Source organism: Streptomyces sp. NPDC001617 (assembly GCF_053596855.1).
Window position 1 is genome coordinate 153,987 of the sequence record NZ_JBSFHA010000009.1, and the last position, 21,773, is coordinate 175,759.

The following is a 21,773-nucleotide window of genomic DNA, read 5'->3' on the forward strand; positions in this document are numbered from 1 at the left end:
ACACACTCCGGCGCCCCGCACGCTCCACGGCCGCCACACACTCCGGCGCCCCGCACGCTCCAGGACAGCCACGCCTCCGGCAACCCGCACCCTCCAGCACCGCCGCGCCCCGCACGCTCCAGGACAGCCACGCCCCCGGCAACCCGCACCCTCCAGCACCGCCGCGCCCCGCACGCTCCAGGACAGCCACGCCCCCGGCAACCCGCACCCTCCAGCACCGCCGCGCCCTCTGCCGGACTCCGGCGGACCTCGCCTGCGCAGGCGGTCCCCGCGGCCGTTCCTCCGCGGGTCCCGGCCTCCTCGGCCCGTGCCGTTGCGCGGTGGTGAAAGAGGGTGGAAGTCTGGATATCGGCACCGGCTCGGGGAGTGCCCGGGGACACGGGTTCCCACGGGTGCAGTCTGTGCTCCGCGCACCGGCGGCCCGCCGCCCGACGCGGTCGGAACGGGCCTGTCCCCACCACCTGGAGGTACCCGTGAACAGCGCCGACGGATGGGGAGACGACGTCTACCAGCCCGACGGATCCGAGATCCAGGAGGACTCGGGCCTGCTCGACGGGGAGGACACCCTGGTCGACGACGGCGTGGACGACCCCCTGGACCGGGGCTGGTCGCCGCCGGATCGGCCTTGGGCAGTGGAACGCGCCGATGTGACGGCGGCTGAGCGCCATCATGGGGAGACGCTCGACCAACGGCTCGCCGAGGAGACGCCGGACCTCGTGGTGCCCGACGGCGACGGTCTCGGCGATTGCGACGGCACCGACGGGGAACTCCTGGACAACGAGGTCGGCGCCGTTCGCTCCGGCCGCCTCGTCGCACCGGACGAGGGCGCGCACGAGGACGACGAGAGCGCCCTGATCGCCACGGACGTGGGCATCGACGGCGCGGCCGCCTCCGCCGAGGAGGCCGCGATGCACATCGTGGACGAGGACTCCCTGTACGGCTGACCCGCCCGTCCCCCCTCCGCACGAGGAGCACGTATGCAGCAGGACAAGCACCCCGACTACCACGCGGTCGTCTTCCGGGACCGCGCCGCCGGTTACGCCTTCCTCACCCGGTCCACCGCCGGCAGCGACCAGACCATCGAGTGGGACGACGGCGAGACCTACCCGGTGGTGGACGTGGAGATCTCCTCGGAGAGCCACCCCTTCTACACCGGCAAGGCCCGGACGGTGGACTCGGAGGGCCGCATCGCCCAGTTCGAGCGACGGTACGGCGGAGGCACGGGACCCGGTTCCGGCTGAGGAGCCCCGTGGCGCTCTCAGATGTAGTTCGTGGCGCTCTCAGATGTAGTTCAGCGCCGCCGCGCAGCCCACCCCGCCCAGGAGCATGAACACCGGCATCAGCACCTTGAGCTCGACCCAGCTGCCCGCCCGGAAGCGCATCACCTTCGGCGGGCCGATCGGGTACCAGCGCTTGCGGCCCACCGGGATCGGCCACAGGATCGGGCAGCCGGAGACCGTCAGTGCGTCCCCGATGTCGTGGACTATCGCGCCCAGCACGATCGGCAGGCCCAGCCACAGGTACTGCTGGCCCGGCTGGGTGAACAGCCAGTCCGAGCCGTTGCCCGGCTTGTCCAGGACACCGGCGAGGATCCACGAGCTGGTCGCGGCCAGCAGCCACACCAGGATGTCGGCGCTGGAGCCGCGGGTCGCCCGCCACAGCAGGCCCTCGATGGCCAGCACCATGTGGACGAAGAGGATGGCCAGCACCGCCCAACGGCCGCCGGTGATGGCGGCGACCGACGTACCCGCACCGATCAGGACCGCCCACAGCCAGGTGTGGGTGAGGGTGCGGTGGCCGCCGGAGCGGCGCGGGTCGCCCTGCTTCTTCGTGGCCTTGTAGACGGCGTAGGAGAGCTTGTCGACGATCTCGCACAGCCCGCGCGAGATCGGGCCGAAGGCCCTGGAGATGGTGGCCGCCTTGTGGTCCAGGTCCGGGGCGAGCGCCGCTCCGGCGCAGATCAGGGCGCCGACCAGGAGAACCGGCCAGGGCATCGGATGTCCGGTCGCCGCTGCCGCCGCGCCGACGCCGAGCCAGGCCGCGGCGCCCGACAGTGAGTGTGCTGGTCCCATCATGGCCGTTGTCCGCCCCATTCCTCGTGTGCCGCTGTCCAGTTGACCGGGTGCGCTGACGCTCCGTCGGCGTCACAGCGTACTGGTCGTGATCTTCGGACCTGCATCCGATTCCCCTATGAGGGAGGACGCCAGGCAAGATGGGTCCGTGACCCTCATCGATCAGCTCCCGCCGACCGCAGACCCCGACGCTCTCTACGAGGCCTTCGAGTCGTGGGCCCAGGAGCGCGGTCTGACGCTCTACCCCCATCAGGAGGAGGCGCTGATCGAGGTGGTCTCCGGCGCGAACGTGATCGTGTCGACACCCACCGGCTCCGGCAAGAGCATGATCGCGGCGGGCGCCCACTTCGCCGCCCTGGCCCGCGACGAGGTCACCTTCTACACGGCGCCGATCAAGGCGCTGGTCTCGGAGAAGTTCTTCGAGCTGTGCAAGCTCTTCGGCACCGAGAACGTGGGCATGCTCACCGGCGACGCCTCCGTCAACGCCGACGCGCCCGTCATCTGCTGCACCGCCGAGGTCCTCGCGTCGATCGCCCTGCGCGACGGCAAGCACGCGGACGTCGGCCAGGTCGTCATGGACGAGTTCCACTTCTACGCGGAGGGTGACCGCGGCTGGGCCTGGCAGATCCCGATCCTGGAGCTGCCGCAGGCGCAGTTCATCCTGATGTCGGCGACGCTCGGCGACGTCTCCTTCTTCGAGCAGGACCTCACCCGCCGCACCGGGCGCCCCACCTCGGTGGTCCGCTCGGCGACCCGTCCGGTGCCCCTGTCCTACGAGTACCGGTTCACTCCGCTCACCGAGACCCTCACCGACCTGCTGGAGACCAGGCAGGCGCCGGTCTACATCGTGCACTTCACACAGGCGCAGGCCGTGGAGCGGGCGCAGGCCCTGATGAGCATCAACATGTGCTCGAAGGCGGAGAAGGAGCAGATCGCCGAGCTGATCGGCAACTTCCGCTTCACCACCAAGTTCGGCCGCAACCTCTCCCGCTACGTCCGCCACGGCATCGGCGTCCACCACGCCGGCATGCTGCCCAAGTACCGGCGCCTGGTGGAGAAGCTCGCCCAGGCCGGTCTGCTGAAGGTCATCTGCGGCACGGACACCCTCGGCGTCGGCGTCAACGTGCCCATCCGCACAGTGCTGTTCACCGCCCTGACCAAGTACGACGGCAACCGCGTCCGCACCCTGCGCGCCCGTGAGTTCCACCAGATCGCCGGGCGCGCCGGACGGGCCGGCTTCGACACGGCGGGTTTCGTCGTCGCCCAGGCCCCCGAACACGTCATCGAGAACGAGAAGGCGCTCGCCAAGGCGGGCGACGACCCGAAGAAGCGGCGCAAGGTCGTCCGCAAGAAGGCACCGGAGGGCTTCGTCGGCTGGACGGAGAACACCTTCGAGAAGCTCATCGCCTCCGAGCCGGAGCCGCTGACGTCCCGCTTCCGGGTGACGCACACGATGCTGCTGTCGGTCATCGCCCGCCCGGGCAACGCCTTCGAGGCGATGCGGCACCTGCTGGAGGACAACCACGAGCCGCGCAAGCAGCAGCTCCGGCACATCCGGCGGGCGATCGCCATCTACCGCTCGCTGCTGGACGGCGGCATCGTCGAGAAGCTCGACGAGCCGGACGCCAGCGGCCGCATCGTCCGCCTCACCGTGGACCTCCAGCAGGACTTCGCCCTCAACCAGCCGCTGTCCACGTTCGCTCTCGCCGCCTTCGAGCTCCTCGACCCCGAATCCCCCTCCTACGCCCTGGACATGGTGTCGGTCGTCGAGTCGACCCTGGACGACCCCCGTCAGATCCTGGTCGCCCAGCTCAACAAGGCGAAGGGCGAGGCCGTGGCCGCGATGAAGGCGGACGGCGTCGAGTACGAGGAGCGCATGGAGCGCCTCCAGGACATCAGCTACCCGAAGCCCCTGGAGGAGTTGCTCTTCCACGCGTACGACACGTACCGCAAGAGCCATCCCTGGGTGGGCGACCATCCGCTGTCGCCGAAGTCCGTCATCCGTGACATGTACGAACGGGCCATGTCCTTCACGGAGTTGGTGTCCTTCTACGAGCTGGCCCGCACCGAGGGCATCGTGCTGCGCTACCTCGCCGGCGCCTACAAGACCCTCGACCACAACATCCCGGACGACCTCAAGTCCGAGGACCTGCAGGACCTGATCGAGTGGCTGGGCGAGATGGTCCGCCAGGTCGACTCCAGCCTCCTCGACGAGTGGGAGCAGCTCGCCAACCCCGAGGAGATGACGGCCGAGGAGGCCCAGGAGAAGGCCGACGAGGTCAAGCCGGTCACCGCCAACGCGCGCGCCTTCCGCGTCCTGGTCCGCAACGCCCTGTTCCGCCGCGTCGAGCTCGCCGCCCTCGACCAGGTCGAGGAGCTGGGCGAGATGGACGCTGACGCCGGCTGGGACGCCGAGGCCTGGGGCGAGGCGATGGACAAGTACTGGGACGAGTACGACGACCTCGGCACCGGCCCCGACGCCCGCGGCCCCAAGCTGCTGGTGATCGAGGAGGCCCCGCAGGACGGCGTCTGGCGCGTCCGGCAGATCTTCGACGACCCGAACGACGACCACGACTGGGGCATCAGCGCGGAGATCGACCTCGCGGCCTCCGACGCGGAAGGTCGTGCGGTCGTCCGCGTCACCGCCGTCGGCCAGCTGTGAGCCAAGGAGAGACCCACACATGACGAACCCGGCCGAGAGACTCGTCGACCTGCTCGACCTGGAGCAGATCGAGGTCAACATCTTCCGCGGCCTGAGCCCGCACGAGTCCCTGCAACGGGTCTTCGGCGGGCAGGTGGCGGGCCAGGCCCTGATCGCCGCCGCCCGCACCACGGACGGGGAGCGTCCGGTGCACTCGCTGCACGCGTACTTCCTGCGCCCGGGCCGGCCGGGCGTGCCGATCGTGTACCAGGTCGAACGGGTGCGGGACGGCAGGTCGTTCACGACCCGCCGGGTCACCGCCGTGCAGCAGGGCCGCACGATCTTCAATCTCACCGCCTCCTTCCACAAGCCTGAAGAGGGACCCTTCGAGCATCAGCTGGCGCCGGCCCGCGAGGTCCCGGACCCCGAGTCCCTGCCGTCGGTGGCCGAGGAGATCCGGAAGCATCACGGCACGCTGCCCGAGCACTTGGAGCGGATGGAGCGCCGTCAGCCCTTCGACATCCGCTATGTGGACCGGCTGCGCTGGACCCCGGAGGAGGTCAAGGACGCCGAGCCGCGCAGCGCCGTGTGGATGCGCGCGGTCGGGCCGCTCGGCGACGACCCGGTCGTGCACACCTGCGCGCTGACCTACGCCAGCGACATGACCCTCCTGGACGCCGTCCGCATCCCGGTCGAACCCCTGTGGGGTCCGCGCGGTTTCGACATCGCCTCGCTGGACCACGCCATGTGGTTCCACCGTCCGTTCCGTGCGGACGAGTGGTTCCTGTACGACCAGGAGTCGCCGGTCGCGATCGGTGGACGGGGGCTGGCCCGCGGGCGGATCTACGACGTGGAGGGACGCCTGCTCGTGTCCGTGGTCCAGGAGGGCCTGTTCCGCAAGCTGTAGCTCACGGGGTTCTGCGGCGCAGCCAGCCCATCAGGCCTCGGGGGCGTTCCGCTTCGGCCGACGGAGGCGCGGAACTCGGGCGCGGTGCCGGCTCCTTTTCGCGCGCCTTGCTCGCCGCGTCCGCGAGATCGGCGCGGATCCAGCCGATCTCGTCCGCATCGGTCGCTCGCACGATCCTCTCGGCCACCTGCGCCGCGGCCGAACCCGGTGCGCCGTACGTCACGGGCTTCGGCAGGAACCGGGTCAGATGGGCCCGCTCGTACGGGTCCCGCACGATCTCCGCGACCTGGACCGGATCGAGCAACGCGGCCACAGCGGCGGCCTGCGCCCAGGGATGCTCACCGGCCTGCCGCAACAGGAATCCGAGGTGCCGCACCCGCCAGTTGCGCGCCCGCAGATCCACGCCTTCTTTCAGTTGTTCCCGCAGTCCGGGTGGCGTACGACCGCTCAGCCAGGGCGCGTTGTTCTCGTCGGTGGCGAAATGCCTTAGTTCTTCGGCCAGATAGAGCCAGACCACGGCCCGATAGCGGTTGAGGTAGAAGTTCACGGGCACGACCGCGCCCAGCCGCGCGATACGCGTGAACCTGCCCACCGGCACGTCCAGTACTTTCGCGGCCTCCGTGGTGCCCACGGTCTCGACGCGTTCAAGCAGGGACTCGGGAAAGTCGTCCCGTTCACGCAGCCGGTCGATCTCGACCCGGGTGACCCGTCGGCCCCCGCCCCCTTCGTCGGGCACGGTCCGGATGCGGCCGAGGTTGACGGCGAGATCGAACTGGCCTCGCCTGAGCCCCAGCTCGCGCGCCGCGCGGCTCGGCGTCAGAGAAGTGCTGGGTGGTGCCGTGACGATGTTGCCTGACATGGCCGGTCTCCCCCGTGGAGTCGGTGGCCCGCGCCGTTCGCGCGGCCTCGGGAAAACCGTAGCCGCGGCGGCGGATCTTGTGGCGGGCCTGTGGATAACTCGGCGGGACAGGGGAAATCCGCAGGTCAGACGTCGTTGGACGAGGTTCGCTCGGGTTGGCGGGCCTCCACGCCGAGATGCTCGCCGACTCGGTTGACGAGCAGGGTCATCTCGTAGGCGATCTGACCGATGTCGGCCTCCGCACCGCTGAGCACACACAGACAGCTGCCGCTGCCGGCCGCCGTGACGAAGAGCACCGCGTCGTCGAACTCGACCATCGTCTGACGCACTCTGCCCGCGCCGAAGTGGCGTCCCGAGCCCTTGGCCAGGCTGTGCAGTCCGGACGAGACGGCGGCGAGGTGTTCGGCGTCCTCGCGCCGCAGTCCCGTGCTCGCGCCGGTGACCAGCCCGTCGTTGGACAGGACCAGAGCATGTCGCACCTGTTCCACACGCTCGGTCAGATCGTCCAGCAGCCAGTCAAGTCCCTGGTTCTGCGCCATGTTTCGGTCTCCCCGTGTGACAACTCCCCCTGGCCGGAGGAACTGCCGCAAGCCTTCCCCACGACCGGCCCGCGGGCAAGGAGGATAGGGGCATGGCACAGAAGATGACCGATGAGGAGTGGCGGGCGTTCGTCCTGCACGGCACTCGAACCGCGAAACTGTCGACGGTCCGGGCCGACGGCAGCCCGCATGTGACGCCGATCTGGTTCGTGCTGGACGGTGACGACGTGGTGTTCAACACCGCCAAGACGAGTGTGAAGGGGCGGAACCTGGCACGTGACGGGCGGGCAGCGCTCTGTGTGGACGACGATCGGCCGCCGTACCACTTCGTCGTGCTGCAGGGCCGGGCCCGGATCTCGGAGGACCTCGATGAGGTCCGGCACTGGGCCACCCGGATCGGGGCGCGGTACATGGGCGAGGAGCGGGCCGAGGAGTTCGGGGCCCGCAACGGCGTGCCGGGTGAACTCCTGGTGCGCCTGACGGTCGACAAGGTCCTGGCCCAGAAGGCCGTTTCGGACTGACCCGGCCTGTCAGCCGACCGAGTCGAGCAGCCGGGCGGTGTGCATCCGCCCGGCGTACTCGACGAGCCGGATCAGCACCTCCTTCCCGGAGTCGCGGTCCCGGGCGTCACAGAGCACCACTGGTGTGCCCCGGTCGAGGTCGAGGGCGCGCGAGACGTCCTGCCCCCCGTACCTGCGGGCGCCCGAGAAGCAGTTGACGGCCACCACGAACGGGATGTGCCGGTGCTCGAAGTAGTCCACCGCGGGGAAGCAGTCCTCGAGCCGCCGGGTGTCCGCGAGGACCACGGCACCGAGCGCCCCTTGCGACAGTTCGTCCCACAGGAACCAGAAGCGGTCCTGGCCGGGTGTGCCGAAGAGGTAGAGGGACAGGCCGGAGCGGATGGTGATGCGGCCGAAGTCCATGGCGACGGTCGTCGTGACCTTCTGGTCCACGCCGCCCGTGTCGTCCACCAACTGGCCCGCCTCGCTGAGCAGTTCCTCGGTGCGCAGCGGCCTGATCTCACTGACCGCGCCCACCAGGGTGGTCTTGCCCACGCCGAACCCGCCGGCGACCAGTATCTTCAACGCCAGTGCGGACGACTCGCCGCCCTGGGCGTCGGAGTGCTCGGAGACCATCGATCACTTCTCTCGGGAGTGCCGGAAACGCTCGACGTCCATACGCATCATCACCACTACGTCCCCTCTCCGGGGGATTGGACCGTTATTTGCCCGATGCGACCGCTTCGCGCCCTCTCGCTGTCCGGATGGGTGCACGAGTCGGGACCGTACGGGACCGGGTGGCTTCGAACTCTCATCTACAGCGCCCGCAGCCCCTCGATCACTTCGCGCAGAATCCGTTCGTCAGGAAGCTGCGCGGGCGGCACCGGACGGCTGACGACGACGCAGCCGAGCTCCAGCAGATCCCCGAGGAGCACCCGGACCACGCCCACGGGCAGGTCGGCGCCCGCGGCGAGCTCGGCGACCGACTGGGTCTCCGTGCGGCACAGGGCGATCAGGGCCCGGTGCTCGGGCCCGAGCGCGGTGTCGTCATCGACGCCGGGTGCGCCGGTGTCCAGGCTGACGAGGGCGATCAGGTCGAAGCGGACCCCGGTGGGGCCGGGTTTGGTGCGGCCGCCCGTCATGGCGTACGGCCGTACGAGGGGTCCGGCCTCGCCGTCGTACCACTGGCTGCCCGGCTCGTACGGGACGCCGGTCCTGTCCTCGTTCATGTGCGCGGACCGTCCTCGTGTCTCATCCGGCGGCGGGTGGCCGGGCGCCGACGCGCGGTGCCGTGTACAGATGCTCGCCGACGCGCTTGACCAGGCGTGCCATCTCGTAGGCGACCAGGCCGATGTCCGCGGTCACGGCGGTGAGCACGGCGAGGCAGGAGCCGTCGCCCGCGGCGGCCACGAACAGGAAGCCGTCGTCCATCTCCACCATGGTCTGGCGCACGCCGCCCGCGCCGAAGTGCCGGCCGGCCCCCTTGGCCAGGCTGTGGAAGCCGGAGGCGACCGCCGCGAGGTGTTCGGCGTCCTCGCGACGCAGATCGGTCGACGCGCCCACCGCGAGTCCGTCGTTCGACAGCACCACCGCGTGCCGCACCTCCGCCACGCGCAGCACCAAGTCGTCCAGCAGCCAGTCGAGTTCGCCCGCCCGCTGGGCGGCCCTCATGCTCGGATCCTGGATCATGCGCGGTCTCCTTCGCTGCTGTCGCTGCGCGCTGTCGAATCTGGGGTGGCACCACGACCGGGCTGCCTGCCGCCGCCACGCGTCCAGCCCTCGCGGTACGCCGCCATGCGATCCCGTACGACCTCGGGAGTGCGCCGCTCGTCGCGCGCCGGGCCGGACGGCTCGTGCGCCGGCTCCTCGGTGCGCCGCTCGCGCAACTGCGGGGCCAGGTTCGCCTGGCGTACCCGGCGGGGCAGGTCGTCCGACTCTTCGGCGTCGTCCTCGGGGCGGTGCAGGCGCAAGGTGGTGACTCCGGGGGGTGGGGTTTCGGCTGCCGCCTCCACCGCGACCGGTGCCGGAGTCGCCAGCGCGGGCCGCTGCTCGGTCAGAGCCGGTATGGACTCCTTGGGCGGGGTGGCACCGGACACACGCGCGTACTCGCGTCGTTCCGGGCGCTCGGTGTCCGCGGCCTTGCTGGGGGAACGTTCCGCCGCACCACCGTGCAGCAGTGCGGTCGGCAGCAGGACGACCGCGGTGGTGCCGCCGTAGGGCGAGGTGCGCAGGTGCACCTTGATGCCATGGCGGGCGGCGAGCCTGCTGACCACGAAGAGGCCGAGCCGGTCGCTGTCGAAGAGGTCGAGTGCCTCGGACTGCTCGATGCGGCGGTTGGCCTCGGCGAGGGTCTCGGTGCCCATGCCCAGGCCGCGGTCCTCGACCTCGACGGCGTAGCCGTTGCCGACCGGCTCCCCGGTGATGCGCACGCGCGTGTGGGGAGGCGAGAACTGGGCGGCGTTCTCGACGACTTCGGCCAGCAGGTGGGTGAGGTCGGCGACGGCCGCGCCGACGACCGACGCCTCGGGGAGCTGCCGTACCTCCACGCGCGCGTAGTCCTCGACTTCGGACACGGCCGCACGGACCACGTTCGTCAGCGAGACCGGCATGCGCCAGGCCCGGCCGGGTGCCGCCCCGGAGAGGATGATCAGGCTCTCGGCGTGGCGCCGCATGCGGGTGGTGAGGTGGTCGAGGCGGAACAGGTCGCTCAGTTCGTTCGGGTCGTCGGAGCGGCGTTCCATGCTGTCCAGGAGGCTCAGCTGACGGTGGACGAGGACCTGGCTGCGGCGGGCGAGGTTGACGAAGACCCCGGAGATGCCGCTGGCGAGTTCGGCGCGTTCGACGGCGGCCCGCAGGGCGGCGCGGTGCACGGTGCCCAGGGCCTCGGCGACCTGTCCGGCCTCGTCCTCGGCGGGCGGTCCGGGCGGGGCCTCGGCCTGGATGTCGATCTCCTCGCCGGCGCGCAGTTTGCGCATCGCCTCGGGGAGGTTGCGCCGGGCGATCTCCAGGGCGCTGTTGCGCAGACTCACCAGCTCGACGACCAGGCCTCGGCCGATGCGTACGGAGATCACGAGCGAGGCGACCACGGCCGCGAGGCCGAGGAGGACGGCGGCGCCGGCCGGGGTGAGCAGCCCACGGGTGAAGGGGTCGGCGCGGTCGGCGACCCTGCTGCCCGCGTTCCGCCCGATGGTCCGCATGCCGTCCTGCACGCGCGTGTGCGCCTTGCCCCAGGCGTTCTCCGGTGCCGCCTTCAGCGGACCCGGCGTGCCGGCCAGGACGCGATCCTCGGCTGCGCCGAGGGTGGTGTAGGCGTCGCTGTCGGCGAGGTCGCGCCAGGCGCTGCGCTCGGGGCCGCTCAGGTCGGCGACGGCCGCGTCGGTGAGGGTACGGCGGGTGGCGACGGCCCCGGTGAACAGCTGCAGTCGGTCACCGCTGAGGCCGCCGGCCAGGTGTACGCCGGCCAGCGCCGCGTCCTCCTGTGACAGGGCCTCGCCGGCGCGGGAGAATTCGAGCAGTACGCGCGCGTCGGAGCCGAGGTCGGCGTCCTGGATGCCGGTCAGTGCGCCGCCGACTCGGAAAGCGGTGGCGATGGCCCGGCTGTACTGCCCGTACGCCTGGGCCCAGTCGGCCCGGCGGTCGAGCACCGCGGTGCGCAGGGGGCGCAGTTGCTCGGCGCCGGCGACGAAGGTCTCCAGCCGCTGGGCGACTCCGGTGGGCAACTCCTCGCTGTCGGCGACGGTGTTGCCGTCGCCGAGCCGCAGCTTGGCGACGGCCCGGTCGGTGCGGTCCGCGAGCGTCTTGTAGTCGCCGCTGTGCCCGGCCGACGGGTCGGTGACGTAGCCCACCGCGGCGCTGCGCTCGGCCTGGAGGGCGGCGACGGCCTGCGCGACGGGCGTGCGGATCTCGGAGTCGACGCGCTGCAACTGGCGTAGCCGGGAAACGTCCTGGGCGGTGCTGACGGTCGCGTACGCCCACAGGGCCAGCAGCGAGACGACCGGCACCATCAGCAGGCAGACGATCTTGGCGCGCACGGTGCGCGGGCGTATCCGCCAGCGGCTCCCGCGCGCGGGCGGGTCCTCCGGCACCGGACCCGCGGGATCCTGCGGGCTCTCGTCGGCCGGCGGTCCCGCGTGGGCACGCCGGCCGCGCACGGCAGGCGCGGGTGGCGCCTCGGCGCCGGTGGTCGGGGGCCTACGGGGTGTACGCATGGACTCCTCGCTCGGGAGTGGTTCGGGGGGCATGCCGTCGAGGCCGGACCCGCACCTAGCCGACGGCCGTCTCGACCGGCCGCTGGGCCGAGGCGGACGCCTCGCGCTCCCCGCTCGTCGGCGACAGCGCGACGAAGGCCGAGGTCAGGAACAGGTAGGAGCCGAGGCCGACGGCGAGGGGGAAGATGAACTGCATCGCCGTGGCCCCGGGCAGGACCCGGCCGGAGGGCACGACCTGGACGCGCACCGCGAACATCGCCGTGTAGTGCATGCTGGTCACCGCCGCGCCCATGATCAGGGAGGCGACGGTGACGGCGATCGGCGACTTGATGTTGAGTCCGGCCCACAGGGCGGCCGTCGCCGCGACCACGGCGATCAGGACGGAGAGTGCGACGAGGGCCGGGTCGTAGCTGACGTGGCCGTGCAGTCGTACGGCGGCCATGCCCAGGTAGTGCATGCTCGCGACGCCTAGCCCGGTGGTGAGTCCGCCGAGGAAGAGCGCGCGGGTGCGGTCCTTGCTGTAGCCGACGGCGAAGACGCCACCGCAGACGACGAGCATGGCGACGAGCAGGCTCACGACGGTGAGCGGCACGTCGTAGCGGATGTCGGTGCCGCTCACGCCGAAGCCGAGCATGGCCACGAAGTGCATGGTCCAGATGCCGGTGCCGATCGCGGAGGCCGCGGTGACGAGCCAGTTGCGGCGCGAGCGGCCGGTGGCGCCGAGGGCGCGGACGGTGCAGCGGAGGCCGAGCGCGGCGCCTATGCAGGCCATCACGTACGACAGCACGGGGGTCAGCCAGCCGAAGGTGGCGTGGTCCAGGTGTCCCATGGCCCCGGGACGCTAGTCCGGACAGGGGCGTGCAAAGGGGGCGCGTTTCGAAAGGTGTTGGAATATGGCGCAGACGTGCGCCTGAACGATCGCGTCCCGCTCGAACGTGTGCGCTGCGGCGTCATCCGTGACGGTGAGGGATCATGCGGAGCATGAGCGACGACCACACGCATGTCCAGGAGTTCTTCGGCGCCCGCGCCGCCGACTGGGACAGCCGGTTCCCCGACGACGGACCCGCCTACGCGGCCGCGGTCGCGGACCTCGGGCTGCGCGAGGGCGACCGTGTGCTCGACGCCGGCTGCGGCACCGGTCGGGCCCTCACGCCGCTGCGCGCCGCCGTGGGGCCCTCCGGAGTGGTCGTCGGCGCCGATCTCACCCCGGCCATGCTCCAGGCCGCCGTACGGGCCGGGAGGGGCCGTGACGGGCAATTGCTGCTGGCCGACGTGGCCGCGCTGCCGCTGCGGTCGGAGTCGCTGGACGCCGTGTTCGCCGCCGGACTCGTCGCGCACCTCCCCCAGCCGGCCGAGAATCTGCGCGAGGTGGCCCGGGTGGTGCGCCCCGGCGGTGCACTCGCCCTGTTCCACCCCATCGGCCGGGCGGCACTCGCCGCACGCCAGGGCCGCGAGATCACCCCGGAGGACCTGCGCGCGGAGCCCAACCTCCGCCCGCTGCTGGCCGGTGCGGGCTGGCGCATGACGTCGTACGTCGACGAGGACGCCCGCTTCCTCGCCCTGGCCGTGCGCGAGGACTGAGTGGCAGCGGTCGCGGGCCGCCGGTTCCCGCCCGGCGCGACATCACCGACGAGAACCGGTGGTCGACTCTGCGCGGGTCGCCGACCAGTGCGCGCACCACGTCCCGGGCCGCACTCGGCCGGCTGCGGGAGACGATCGGCTACTCGGCCGCCGAGCCGCCCAGGTGCCGCACCGGGCAGCCCCGCACGCCGGGCGTGGGCCGAGTGCCCAGGTGGTCCAGGTCGTAGCCGTCCGGGTAGCCCTTGACCTCCCGGTTCTGGCGCGCGTGGTGCGGTGTCCGCCGCGGTGGCATCAACCGGACGGCGCGCCCACGCGCGCGTACCGCGCTGCGCACCAACGCGCGTGTGGCGGCGTTCGGCGGTGCGTAGCGGAAGGCCCGCAGGAGATGGTCGTCGAGCAGGGCGAGGGTCGTGGTGCGCAGGAGGGGCGCCAGCGGGCGGGGGTACCAGGAGGCCATGAGGGCGAGGGTGGCGTCGGAGACCCCGCGTGCGCCCTCGTCCCAGGCGAAGTGGGCCTCCTCGTAGGCGTCGAGACAGGTCTCGAACTCCTCGTAGGACGCGGGTATGGCGGGGATGCCCATGAGCCGGCCCAGCGTGCGGTAGTGCTCGACGGAGGCGACGGTCTCGTGCCGGGACAGCCTGCGCCACCCGTAGGTGTCGATCCACCGCTTGGGCATCACGACGAAGGTGCACAGGACGTAGCGCATGTCGTCGTCGCTGATGTCGTAGCTGTGGTGCATCCGGTTGATCCGGCGGACCGCCGTACGGCCCTGCTCGCTGTGGAATCCATGCTCCACGACCGCGTCGAGAAGCAGTGTCGTGTCGTCGTAGCGCTTCTGCGCGCGCTCCGTCAGTTCCGCCGTCTCGGCGAGCAGTCGCCCGATGCTGGGCACGGCGTATGTGCGGTAGAGGGCCAGTTCGAGGGAGCGGGTGAAGTCCCACGGGAACTCGTAGGCCGAGCTGAGGCGGTAGATCTCGGAGGCGTCCCGGTGCGGGTCCAGCCGCCGGATCTGTTCGAGCCGCTCAAAGCGCTTCACCGCACCTTCCCCCTTCTGTAGCCGCGGCTCCAACTCTACGTTGAGTAGCAGAAGATGAACGATCAGCCATGGCAGCCACACAGGGGGAAGGTGGTCAGCGTGTTGGGCAGGGTGCGCAAGTCCTGTGTCAGATTCCTCAACGCCGTCCGGGCGGACATGAACGACGGCCGGGACAAACGTACACACAATCTTTTCGAAGCCGCCGCCGCGTATGTCTCGGCCTGCGCGGAGGACGACCAGGAGCGGATCGAGGAGGCGGCCGGGTGGGTGTCCCCGGAGGCGCTGTCCTTCGGGGTCAACGAGCTGGCATGCCGTGCCGTGATCGCGCTCGCGCGGGAGCGCGACGAGTCCCCGCGGACCGTGGCGCGTACGCTGCTCGGACTCCCGGCGGCCTGACATGCGGGCCGGCCGGCGGTCGATTCGCCCCGTCCACCCGGAAAACTGCAGCTCCGGGTGTGCTTGCGAATCGTGACAAGCGCCTTCCGCTCGCACTAGGGTGCGCGCCGTTGGACAGAACGATGGGGAGGCTGGGATGGCCGGGACGGACGAGGACGCCGTCGCCGCCGCGGACGACGCGCTCTATGTGCTCACGGCGGTACTGCTGACGCCGGCGAAGTTTCCGAGCGTGCTGGGCGACGACTATCCGGAGGCCTGCGCGGCGCTCGGCCTCGCGCCGCTCGCCGACGGATACGGCCTGGTGATCGGCCAGGACGGCGAGGGCGCCCGGTGGACGGTCGTCGTCGACGACGTCTCGCTGGTCGCCGTCGCCATCGCGTCGTGGGACTGCGGGATGGAGTACGACCTCTCACCGGACGAGCGCTCCGTCGTGGCCGCCCTGCCGGGGTGGCCCCTCGCGGTCGCCGTCGCGGCTCCCGGCGTGCCCGCGCCGCACGATCCCGACCCCGAGGTCGCGGAGAGCCCCGCGCTGTCGCCGCCGGACACGACCATCTGGGGGCCTGCGCAACGGCGCCTGGGCGCCGACGAGATCGCGCTCCAGTGGGCGCTGTGGCGGGAGCAGATCAACGACGCGGACTTCCTCCCGAGCGCCAACGGGTCCTCGGCAGCCGCCGAGGGCGCTGAGGAGACAGGGAAGGCCGCTCCGAGCGGTCAGGACGAGAGCGACGAGAAGGCCGAGCGCCCCGGCCACAGCGGGATCCGGCGGGTGCTCGCCGAGGCGCGCGCGTACGTGGACTCGCCGCCGCCGCTCGGCCGCGTCCGGTCGTCCTTCGCCCCGGGCGACGCGCGCACCCTGCGTGCGGACGGTCCCGGTTGGTCGCTCGTGGCCAGGACCGACGACATCGCGTTCGTGCTGCTCGACGCCGAGCCCGGCGAAGTGCTCCCGGTGGGCCGGGGACCGGAGCTGCCGGGCCTCCTGGAGGCGCTCGACAAGATGGCGGTACGCCCCAGCTGAGCCGTCGACGGTCCTGGCGGGTGCGGCACACCGTGCTCGGCCCGCCGGGGTTCGTCACCGCACATCAAGCGCGGCCGTCCGCGGACCGCACCCTCGTGCGGTCCGCGGGTGGCGCCGTGGTCGGCTCGTGTGCGCCGGCCGGCCGGGACGCTTCCGCGCGGCGGTGCCTCAGCGACCGAGCTCCTTGCGGGTGATGCGGCGCAGCCTGCGCCGCTGTGAGGGGTCCAGCGTCAGGTATGCGGCGGTCGGGACTCCCACGACGATCAGGACCACTGCCCAGAAGGGCAGCCAAATCCACAGGAAGAGCCCGAGCGCCACACCCCCTATGGCGATCTTCGCGTTCTTCGACATCTATGTCGCCTCCTTCGCGGCCACTGCCGCTCTCTGTCCTGAAAACGGACCCGCGCTTCCCGCAGTTCCGCACCGCGACCCTGAGAGGACCCTGAGCCGCAACCCCGACTCGCCCCTGAGACCCCGCGTGGTCATCACGTCCTGAGGGGCTCGCCCACCTCGTGCAGGTGACTCAGGGCCTGCCGGTACGAGTCGACGAGCCCGGTCTCCGTGTAAGGAATACCCAACTCCCGACAGTGGGCCCGCACCAGGGGCCGTGCGGGTCGCAGATGCGGACGGGGCATGCTCGGGAACAGATGGTGCTCGATCTGGTAGTTGAGACCGCCGAGGAACCAGTCCACCAGAGGACCGCCTCGGATGTTGCGCGAGGTGAGCACCTGCCGCCGCAGATGGCCCCACCGCTCACCGTTCGGGTCCGGCATCTCCATGCCCTTGTGGTTGGGCGCGAAGGCCAGCCCCAGGTGCAGACCGAAGAGCGCCTGGTGCAGGGCGGCGAACGCCAGCGCCCTCGCCGGAGACATGCACGTGAGCAGCAAGGTCACGTACGCGGCCACGTGGGTCAGCAGGAGGGCGCCGTCCACCGCGCGCTCCCGTGCCGGCAGACGCCGCAGGTCCCGGAAGCCGTGGACCTTCAGGGCGACGCCTTCGAGGAGGGCGAGCGGGAAGAAGAGCCAGGCCTGGTTGCGGGTCAGCCAGCCCCGGAAGCCCGACCGGCGCGCGGCCTGCGCGCCGGTGAAGACGAGGATGTCGGCGACGACGTCCGGGTCCTTGTCGATGTGATTGGGGTTGGCGTGGTGGCGGTTGTGCTTGTCATTCCACCAGGCGTAGCTCATCCCCAGGAGCAGGTTGCCGTGGACCAGGCCGATGAGACGGGCGGCCGTCCTGTTGCCGGTGATCTGGGAATGTCCGGCGTCGTGGCCTATGAAGGCGGTGCGTGCGGAGAACACGGCGAGCAGCGGGGCCAGGAGCAGCGACCACCAGGATTCGCCGGTGAGGGCGATGCCCGTGACGACGCCGGCCAGGGCGAGCGCGTTGGCGGCGATGGTGAGCGCGTACCAGGTGGGGCGTCGCTCCAGGAGGCCCTGGCCTTTGACCGTGCGCAGGAGGGGCGCGAAGTCGCTTCCGGCGGGCGGTGCGTCCCGTGGTGCGCGGACCATTTCGGCGACGGCTGTGGTGGGCTCGGGCATGTCCGGTCTCCGGCTCTTCGGGCAACGGGCTGACCTCAGCAAACGTACGAACCGATCACCTGTGGCGACCATGACGCCACCCCCCGTGTCCGGGCGGGGGCCAGCCCGTGGTGCACAGGGGGGATGACAACACCCCCGGAGCGAGGCGGCGTCCCGGAGGCCGGGTCGTGTCGGCCGTCCCGCCGGATTGCTGTACCCTCGGCGACTCCGATCTCAGTAGTCAAATTTGAGGAGTGCGGGATCGCTGTGCAGAGGTTCCCTGCGGCATCACCGTCCGAGATCTCGGAGCTGGCCCGCTGCTGTGCCGTCTTCGTGCCCGGCGACCCGGCGCGTGGCGGCGCCGTCGCCTTCTGGCGGCCCGACGGCACCACGCCTCCGCCCGCGGCGGCCGGGTCCGCCCGGGAGCTGACCGTGGCTCTGCCCAGCGGCGACGGGGTCGAGGTGGTCGACGTGCCCGCGGTTCTCCTGCCGGTCCGAGCGGCGCTGCCTCTTCTCACCCGCGCGCGTGCCGACGCACGGGCGCACCGGGGGACCGTGTTCTGGGGTGCGGCCGCCGTGCTCGCCCTGCAGTTGGTGGCACGGGGACTGCTGCTGCCCGGCCTGTCCCCGGGCGATCACGACTCCTGGCGGATCGGCCCACTGTCCCCGCGGGACGTCGACCGGATCCGCGGACTGGCCGCCGCGATGCCGCCCGAGGCCCACGCCACGCCGATGCACAGCATCGAGCCGCCGCGTCTGCCCGACCCGGAGCGACTGCTGCGCGCCTTCCTGGACGCGGTCGCCGACACGTTGCCGCGCTCCCCCGCCGCGCCGCTCGTGACCGGCGGTCCCGCCTACGCAGCCCGGGAAGCGCAGCACATGCCCGAGCAACGGGCGTGGGCCGCCGATGTCGCCGCGGGCCACGACGCGGGCGTAAGGCTGTCGCTGCGGATCGAGGTGTCCGGCCTCGACGCCCCGGCGCCGGAGGACGCGGCGGTGGCGTTCCGGGCCGTGCTCCAGGTGCACGGCGTGAGCGATCCGGGGCTCGTGGCGGATGCCTCCGACATCTGGGCCGCCTCCATGGACCCGGCTGCGGGCTTCGGTCCACGCGCGCGCGTGGACGCCCTGTTGGCGCTGCGCCGCGCGGCACGGGCCTGGCCGCCGCTCGCACCGCTTCTGTCGGCGAGCGAGCCGGACGCTGTAGACCTCGCCGACGAGGAGGTCACCGAACTCCTCGGCGAGGGCGCCCGCGCCCTCGCGGGGGCCGGAGTCGACGTGCACTGGCCCAGGGAACTGGCCCGGGGACTGAGCGCCCACGCGGTGATCGGTCCGCCGGAGGGCGAGGGTGTCTCGGGAGCGCCGTCGTTCCTGTCCGCCGACGCGCTGCTCGCCTTCGACTGGCGGTTCGCCCTGGGCGACCGGCCGCTCACGCGCGAGGAGCTCGGTCGGCTCGCCGAGGCCAGGCGCCCCCTTGTCCGGCTGCGCGACCAGTGGGTCCTGGTCGACTCCCAGGAGGTGCGGCGGGCCGGCGCCCGGCAGGATCGCAAGATCACGCCCATCGACGCCCTCAGCGCCGCCCTGACGGGCTCCACGGAAGTCGACGGCCTCCTGGTGGACGTACACCCCACGGGCTGGCTGAAGGCCCTCCGGGAGCGTCTCGCGGCCCCCGAGGCACAGGAGCCCGTCGGACAGCCCGCCGCGCTCGCGGCCACGCTGCGGGACTACCAGCTGCGGGGCCTGGGTTGGCTGGTGCGGATGACGTCCCTGGGGCTGGGTTGCTGTCTGGCCGACGACATGGGGCTCGGCAAGACGATCACGCTGATCGCGCTGCATCTGCACCGGCAGGCCGACGCGTCGACGGCCGGTCCCACCCTCGTGGTCTGTCCGACCTCCCTGATGGGCAACTGGCAGCGCGAGATCGAGCGGTTCGCGCCCGGTACACCCGTGCGCCGCTTCCATGGGGCGCGGCGCGACCTGGAAGGCGTGGCCGACGGGGAGTTCGTGCTCACCACGTACGGCACGATGCGCCTGGACGCGCACCGGCTCGCCGAGGTGGCCTGGGGCATGGCCGTGGCGGACGAGGCGCAGCACGTGAAGAACCCGTACTCCGCGACCGCGCGACAACTGCGTTCCATCGGCGCACACACACGCGTGGCGCTCACCGGCACACCGGTGGAGAACAGTCTGTCGGAGCTCTGGGCGATCCTCGACTGGACGACTCCAGGCCTGCTGGGGCGGCTCGGCACCTTCCGCAGCCGGTACGCGCAGGCCGTCGAGACCGGTCGGGATCCGGCCGCCGCGGAGCGGCTCTCGCGGCTGGTCCGGCCGTTCCTGCTGCGTCGACGCAAGTCGGATCCGGGGATCGCACCGGAACTGCCGCCGAAGACCGAGACCGACCGTGCCGTGTCGCTCACCGAGGAACAGGCCGTGCTGTACGAGGCGGTGGTGCGCGAGACGCTCGCGGAGATCTCCGGCGCCGACAGCATGGCCCGGCGCGGGCTGATCGTGAAGCTGCTGACGGGGCTGAAGCAGATCTGCAACCACCCGGCGCAGTTCCTCAAGGAGGAGCGGCCGAGGATCGCCGGGCGCTCGGGAAAGCTGGAGCTGCTGGACGAGTTGCTCGACACCATCCTCTCCGAGGGGGCGAGCGTTCTGGTCTTCACCCAGTACGTGCGCATGGCACGCCTCGTCGAGCGGCACCTGGCGGCCCGCGGCGTTCCCACGCAGTTCCTGCACGGCGGGACGCCCGTCGCCGAACGCGAGGCGATGGTGCGGCGCTTCCAGGACGGTGAAGTCCCCGTCTTCCTGCTGTCGTTGAAGGCAGCGGGCACAGGGCTGAACCTCACCCGGGCCGAGCACGTCGTGCACTACGACCGCTGGTGGAACCCGGCCGTCGAGGCACAGGCCACCGACCGGGCGTACCGCATCGGCCAGACCCGGCCGGTGCAGGTGCACCGGCTGATCGCGGAGGGAACGGTCGAGGACCGTATCGCCGACATGCTGGACCGCAAGCGGCAACTGGCCGACGCGGTGCTGGGCTCGGGCGAGGCGGCGTTCACAGAGCTGACGGACGCGGAGCTGGCCGATCTGGTCGAGCTGAGAGGGGGTACGCGATGAACCGGTACGACGAGGACGGCGAACGCACGTTCGCGGCCCTGCCGCCCGCGCACGGACGGGGTTTCGCTCGGACGTGGTGGGGTCAGGCCTGGCTGAAGGCGCTGGAGGACGCGGCGTTGGACTCCGGGCAGCTGAAGGCGGGGCGCAGGCTCGCGCGCATGGGAGCGGTGGGAGCGGTGTCCGTGCGGCCGGGACGCATCACGGCGGTGGTCCAGGACCGCGACCGTACGGCGCACCGGGCCGATGTCCTGCTGGCCGAGTTGCACGACGAGCAGTGGGACCTCTTCCTGGACATGGCGGTCGAGCGGGCCGGACACGTCGCGGCGCTGCTGGATCACGAGATGCCGCCGCACCTGGTCGAGGACGCGGCGGGCGCGGGCGTCGAACTGCTGCCGGGCATGGGCGACTTGGAGCCACAGTGCGACTGCGACGCCTGGGACCACTGCGGGCACACGGCGGCCCTGTGCTACCAGGTGGCCCGGCTGCTGGACCAGGACCCCTTCGTCCTGCTGCTGATGCGAGGGCGGGGCGACCGCGCTCTCCTGGACGCGCTCCAGACCCGCAGCGCCTCGACTGCCGGGGTGCCTGCCGAGCCGGAGGGGGTGGACGCCGTCGAGGCGTATGCGGCCGGCGACGTCCTGCCGCCCCTGCCTGCACTCCCGGACCTGCCTGCCGAGCCCGGCACACCGCCGTCCCTGGACACCGACGCCCCTCCCGCTGCGGGGATCGCCCCGGACGCGCTTCGCCACCTGGCCGCCCGGACCGCCGTCGAGGCACACAGGCTGCTCGCGGAGGCGCTGCGGCCCGGCACGGAACAGGCCGGGGAAGTGCCGGAGTTGACGGTTGCTCAGGACGCCGTGCGGCTGGCCGTCGGCGCGCCCACCTCTGCCATGGCCGACCGGCTGGCCGAGGAGTCGGGGCGGGACCGAGAGGGGCTGGTACGGGCCACGCGCGCGTGGGAGCTCGGAGGTGCGGCGGCGTTGAGCGTGCTGGAGCAGAAGTGGACCGTCTCGGGCGAAACGCTGGCACGCGCGCGTGCCGCTCTGGAATCGGCCTGGGAAGGGGACGAACGGCCGTCACTGCGGTCCGACGCCAACCGCTGGACGGTCGTCGGTTCACCGGATCAGCTGCGTCTGGGGCGAGACGGACGCTGGTGGCCGTATCGCAAGGAGCGGGGCCGGTGGAAGCCTGCCGGCCCGGCAGCTCAGGATCCGGCTTCGGCGCTGGCCGCGCTGGAGCCGACCACCGATGACGAAAGCGTCTGACCGCGGCCCGGCGGGGCTCTGCCGGCGCAAGCCGGGGCTCTGCCGGCGCACTTGTCCGGCAGAGCCTCGTACTCCGAGACCCATCCGGGGTGCTCGTGCGGCGGACACGGTCTGCTCGCC

General features: G+C 71.7%; 21 protein-coding genes. 10 read left to right on the forward strand and 11 right to left on the reverse strand.

Translation table 11 applies throughout. From position 1 onward, the window contains the following. Positions 1–473: 473 nt before the first annotated feature. Together ACWC09_RS10165 and ACWC09_RS10170 are read left to right on the forward strand one after the other, a co-directional pair. The gene (locus ACWC09_RS10165) at positions 474–944 is read left to right on the forward strand and encodes a DUF5709 domain-containing protein (RefSeq protein ID WP_450850077.1); all 471 of its coding nucleotides are present in this window, start codon (positions 474–476) and stop codon (positions 942–944) included. Positions 945–977: 33 nt separating this feature from the next. Further along, a complete protein-coding gene (locus ACWC09_RS10170; protein WP_450850078.1) occupies positions 978–1,241 on the forward strand; it encodes a type B 50S ribosomal protein L31 in 264 nt (87 codons plus the stop codon). A 39-nt stretch (positions 1,242–1,280) separates the two neighbouring features. Here ACWC09_RS10170 and ACWC09_RS10175 read toward each other — a convergent pair whose 3' ends face one another. Beyond that, positions 1,281–2,075: a metal-dependent hydrolase gene (locus ACWC09_RS10175; protein WP_450850079.1), complete on the reverse strand. Its 795-nt coding sequence runs from the start codon at positions 2,073–2,075 to the stop codon at positions 1,281–1,283. Positions 2,076–2,220: 145 nt separating this feature from the next. Here ACWC09_RS10175 and ACWC09_RS10180 point away from each other — a divergent pair, with 145 nt between their 5' ends. Continuing rightward, the gene (locus tag ACWC09_RS10180) at positions 2,221–4,734 is read left to right on the forward strand and encodes a DEAD/DEAH box helicase (protein ID WP_450850080.1); all 2,514 of its coding nucleotides are present in this window, start codon (positions 2,221–2,223) and stop codon (positions 4,732–4,734) included. 19 nt (positions 4,735–4,753) lie between these two features. Next, entirely contained in the window at positions 4,754–5,620 is an 867-nt protein-coding gene (locus ACWC09_RS10185; protein WP_450850081.1) for an acyl-CoA thioesterase, read from the forward strand. A gap of 1 nt (position 5,621) precedes the next feature. Here ACWC09_RS10185 and ACWC09_RS10190 read toward each other — a convergent pair whose 3' ends face one another. Together ACWC09_RS10190 and ACWC09_RS10195 are read right to left on the reverse strand one after the other, a co-directional pair. Further along, positions 5,622–6,479 carry a DUF6397 family protein gene (locus ACWC09_RS10190; protein WP_450850082.1) on the reverse strand — a complete coding sequence of 286 codons (858 nt, stop codon included), beginning with the start codon at positions 6,477–6,479 and terminating at the stop codon, positions 5,622–5,624. Positions 6,480–6,604: 125 nt separating this feature from the next. After that, positions 6,605–7,018, reverse strand: a complete 414-nt coding sequence (locus ACWC09_RS10195) for a roadblock/LC7 domain-containing protein (RefSeq protein WP_450850083.1) — start codon at positions 7,016–7,018, stop codon at positions 6,605–6,607. 92 nt (positions 7,019–7,110) lie between these two features. Here ACWC09_RS10195 and ACWC09_RS10200 point away from each other — a divergent pair, with 92 nt between their 5' ends. Then, positions 7,111–7,539 (forward strand): PPOX class F420-dependent oxidoreductase, encoded by a 429-nt coding sequence (locus ACWC09_RS10200; RefSeq protein WP_450850084.1) that lies wholly within the window; start codon positions 7,111–7,113, stop codon positions 7,537–7,539. A gap of 9 nt (positions 7,540–7,548) precedes the next feature. Here ACWC09_RS10200 and ACWC09_RS10205 read toward each other — a convergent pair whose 3' ends face one another. The 5 genes from ACWC09_RS10205 to ACWC09_RS10225 all read right to left on the reverse strand — a co-directional run bounded on the left by ACWC09_RS10205 (position 7,549) and on the right by ACWC09_RS10225 (position 12,555). Next, complete coding sequence (locus tag ACWC09_RS10205) at positions 7,549–8,154, reverse strand: GTP-binding protein (RefSeq protein ID WP_450850085.1); 606 nt, start codon at positions 8,152–8,154, stop codon at positions 7,549–7,551. Between the two features lie 179 nt (positions 8,155–8,333). Further along, positions 8,334–8,747 (reverse strand): DUF742 domain-containing protein, encoded by a 414-nt coding sequence (locus ACWC09_RS10210; RefSeq protein WP_450850086.1) that lies wholly within the window; start codon positions 8,745–8,747, stop codon positions 8,334–8,336. A 22-nt stretch (positions 8,748–8,769) separates the two neighbouring features. Further along, positions 8,770–9,207, reverse strand: coding sequence for a roadblock/LC7 domain-containing protein (locus tag ACWC09_RS10215; RefSeq protein ID WP_450850087.1), 438 nt, complete (start codon positions 9,205–9,207; stop codon positions 8,770–8,772). Further along, the gene (locus tag ACWC09_RS10220) at positions 9,204–11,726 is read right to left on the reverse strand and encodes a sensor histidine kinase (protein ID WP_450850088.1); all 2,523 of its coding nucleotides are present in this window, start codon (positions 11,724–11,726) and stop codon (positions 9,204–9,206) included. Before ACWC09_RS10220 ends, ACWC09_RS10215 begins: the two co-directional genes overlap by 4 nt. A 55-nt stretch (positions 11,727–11,781) precedes the next feature. Continuing rightward, on the reverse strand, positions 11,782–12,555 hold the full coding sequence (locus ACWC09_RS10225) for an MHYT domain-containing protein (RefSeq protein ID WP_450850089.1): 774 nt from the start codon (positions 12,553–12,555) through the stop codon (positions 11,782–11,784). A 152-nt stretch (positions 12,556–12,707) separates the two neighbouring features. Here ACWC09_RS10225 and ACWC09_RS10230 point away from each other — a divergent pair, with 152 nt between their 5' ends. Further along, positions 12,708–13,307, forward strand: coding sequence for a class I SAM-dependent methyltransferase (locus ACWC09_RS10230; RefSeq protein ID WP_450850090.1), 600 nt, complete (start codon positions 12,708–12,710; stop codon positions 13,305–13,307). Positions 13,308–13,446: 139 nt separating this feature from the next. On the opposite strand, the gene ACWC09_RS10235 is transcribed toward ACWC09_RS10230, so the two are convergent. After that, positions 13,447–14,343: an oxygenase MpaB family protein gene (locus tag ACWC09_RS10235; RefSeq protein WP_450850091.1), complete on the reverse strand. Its 897-nt coding sequence runs from the start codon at positions 14,341–14,343 to the stop codon at positions 13,447–13,449. A gap of 99 nt (positions 14,344–14,442) precedes the next feature. Here ACWC09_RS10235 and ACWC09_RS10240 point away from each other — a divergent pair, with 99 nt between their 5' ends. Continuing rightward, on the forward strand, positions 14,443–14,739 hold the full coding sequence (locus ACWC09_RS10240) for a hypothetical protein (RefSeq protein WP_450850092.1): 297 nt from the start codon (positions 14,443–14,445) through the stop codon (positions 14,737–14,739). 136 nt (positions 14,740–14,875) lie between these two features. Continuing rightward, the gene (locus tag ACWC09_RS10245) at positions 14,876–15,754 is read left to right on the forward strand and encodes a hypothetical protein (protein ID WP_450850093.1); all 879 of its coding nucleotides are present in this window, start codon (positions 14,876–14,878) and stop codon (positions 15,752–15,754) included. A gap of 168 nt (positions 15,755–15,922) precedes the next feature. Here ACWC09_RS10245 and ACWC09_RS10250 read toward each other — a convergent pair whose 3' ends face one another. Both ACWC09_RS10250 and ACWC09_RS10255 read right to left on the reverse strand, forming a co-directional pair. Continuing rightward, complete coding sequence (locus tag ACWC09_RS10250) at positions 15,923–16,105, reverse strand: hypothetical protein (RefSeq protein WP_450850094.1); 183 nt, start codon at positions 16,103–16,105, stop codon at positions 15,923–15,925. Between the two features lie 134 nt (positions 16,106–16,239). Next, positions 16,240–17,292, reverse strand: coding sequence for a fatty acid desaturase family protein (locus tag ACWC09_RS10255; protein WP_450850095.1), 1,053 nt, complete (start codon positions 17,290–17,292; stop codon positions 16,240–16,242). A gap of 246 nt (positions 17,293–17,538) precedes the next feature. Between ACWC09_RS10255 and ACWC09_RS10260 the strand changes: the two genes are divergently transcribed. Both ACWC09_RS10260 and ACWC09_RS10265 read left to right on the forward strand, forming a co-directional pair. Further along, positions 17,539–20,388 carry an SNF2-related protein gene (locus tag ACWC09_RS10260; protein WP_450850096.1) on the forward strand — a complete coding sequence of 950 codons (2,850 nt, stop codon included), beginning with the start codon at positions 17,539–17,541 and terminating at the stop codon, positions 20,386–20,388. Beyond that, the gene (locus ACWC09_RS10265) at positions 20,385–21,653 is read left to right on the forward strand and encodes an SWIM zinc finger family protein (RefSeq protein WP_450850097.1); all 1,269 of its coding nucleotides are present in this window, start codon (positions 20,385–20,387) and stop codon (positions 21,651–21,653) included. The genes ACWC09_RS10260 and ACWC09_RS10265 overlap by 4 nt, the downstream gene beginning before the upstream one ends. The last annotated feature ends 120 nt before the right edge of the window (positions 21,654–21,773 follow it).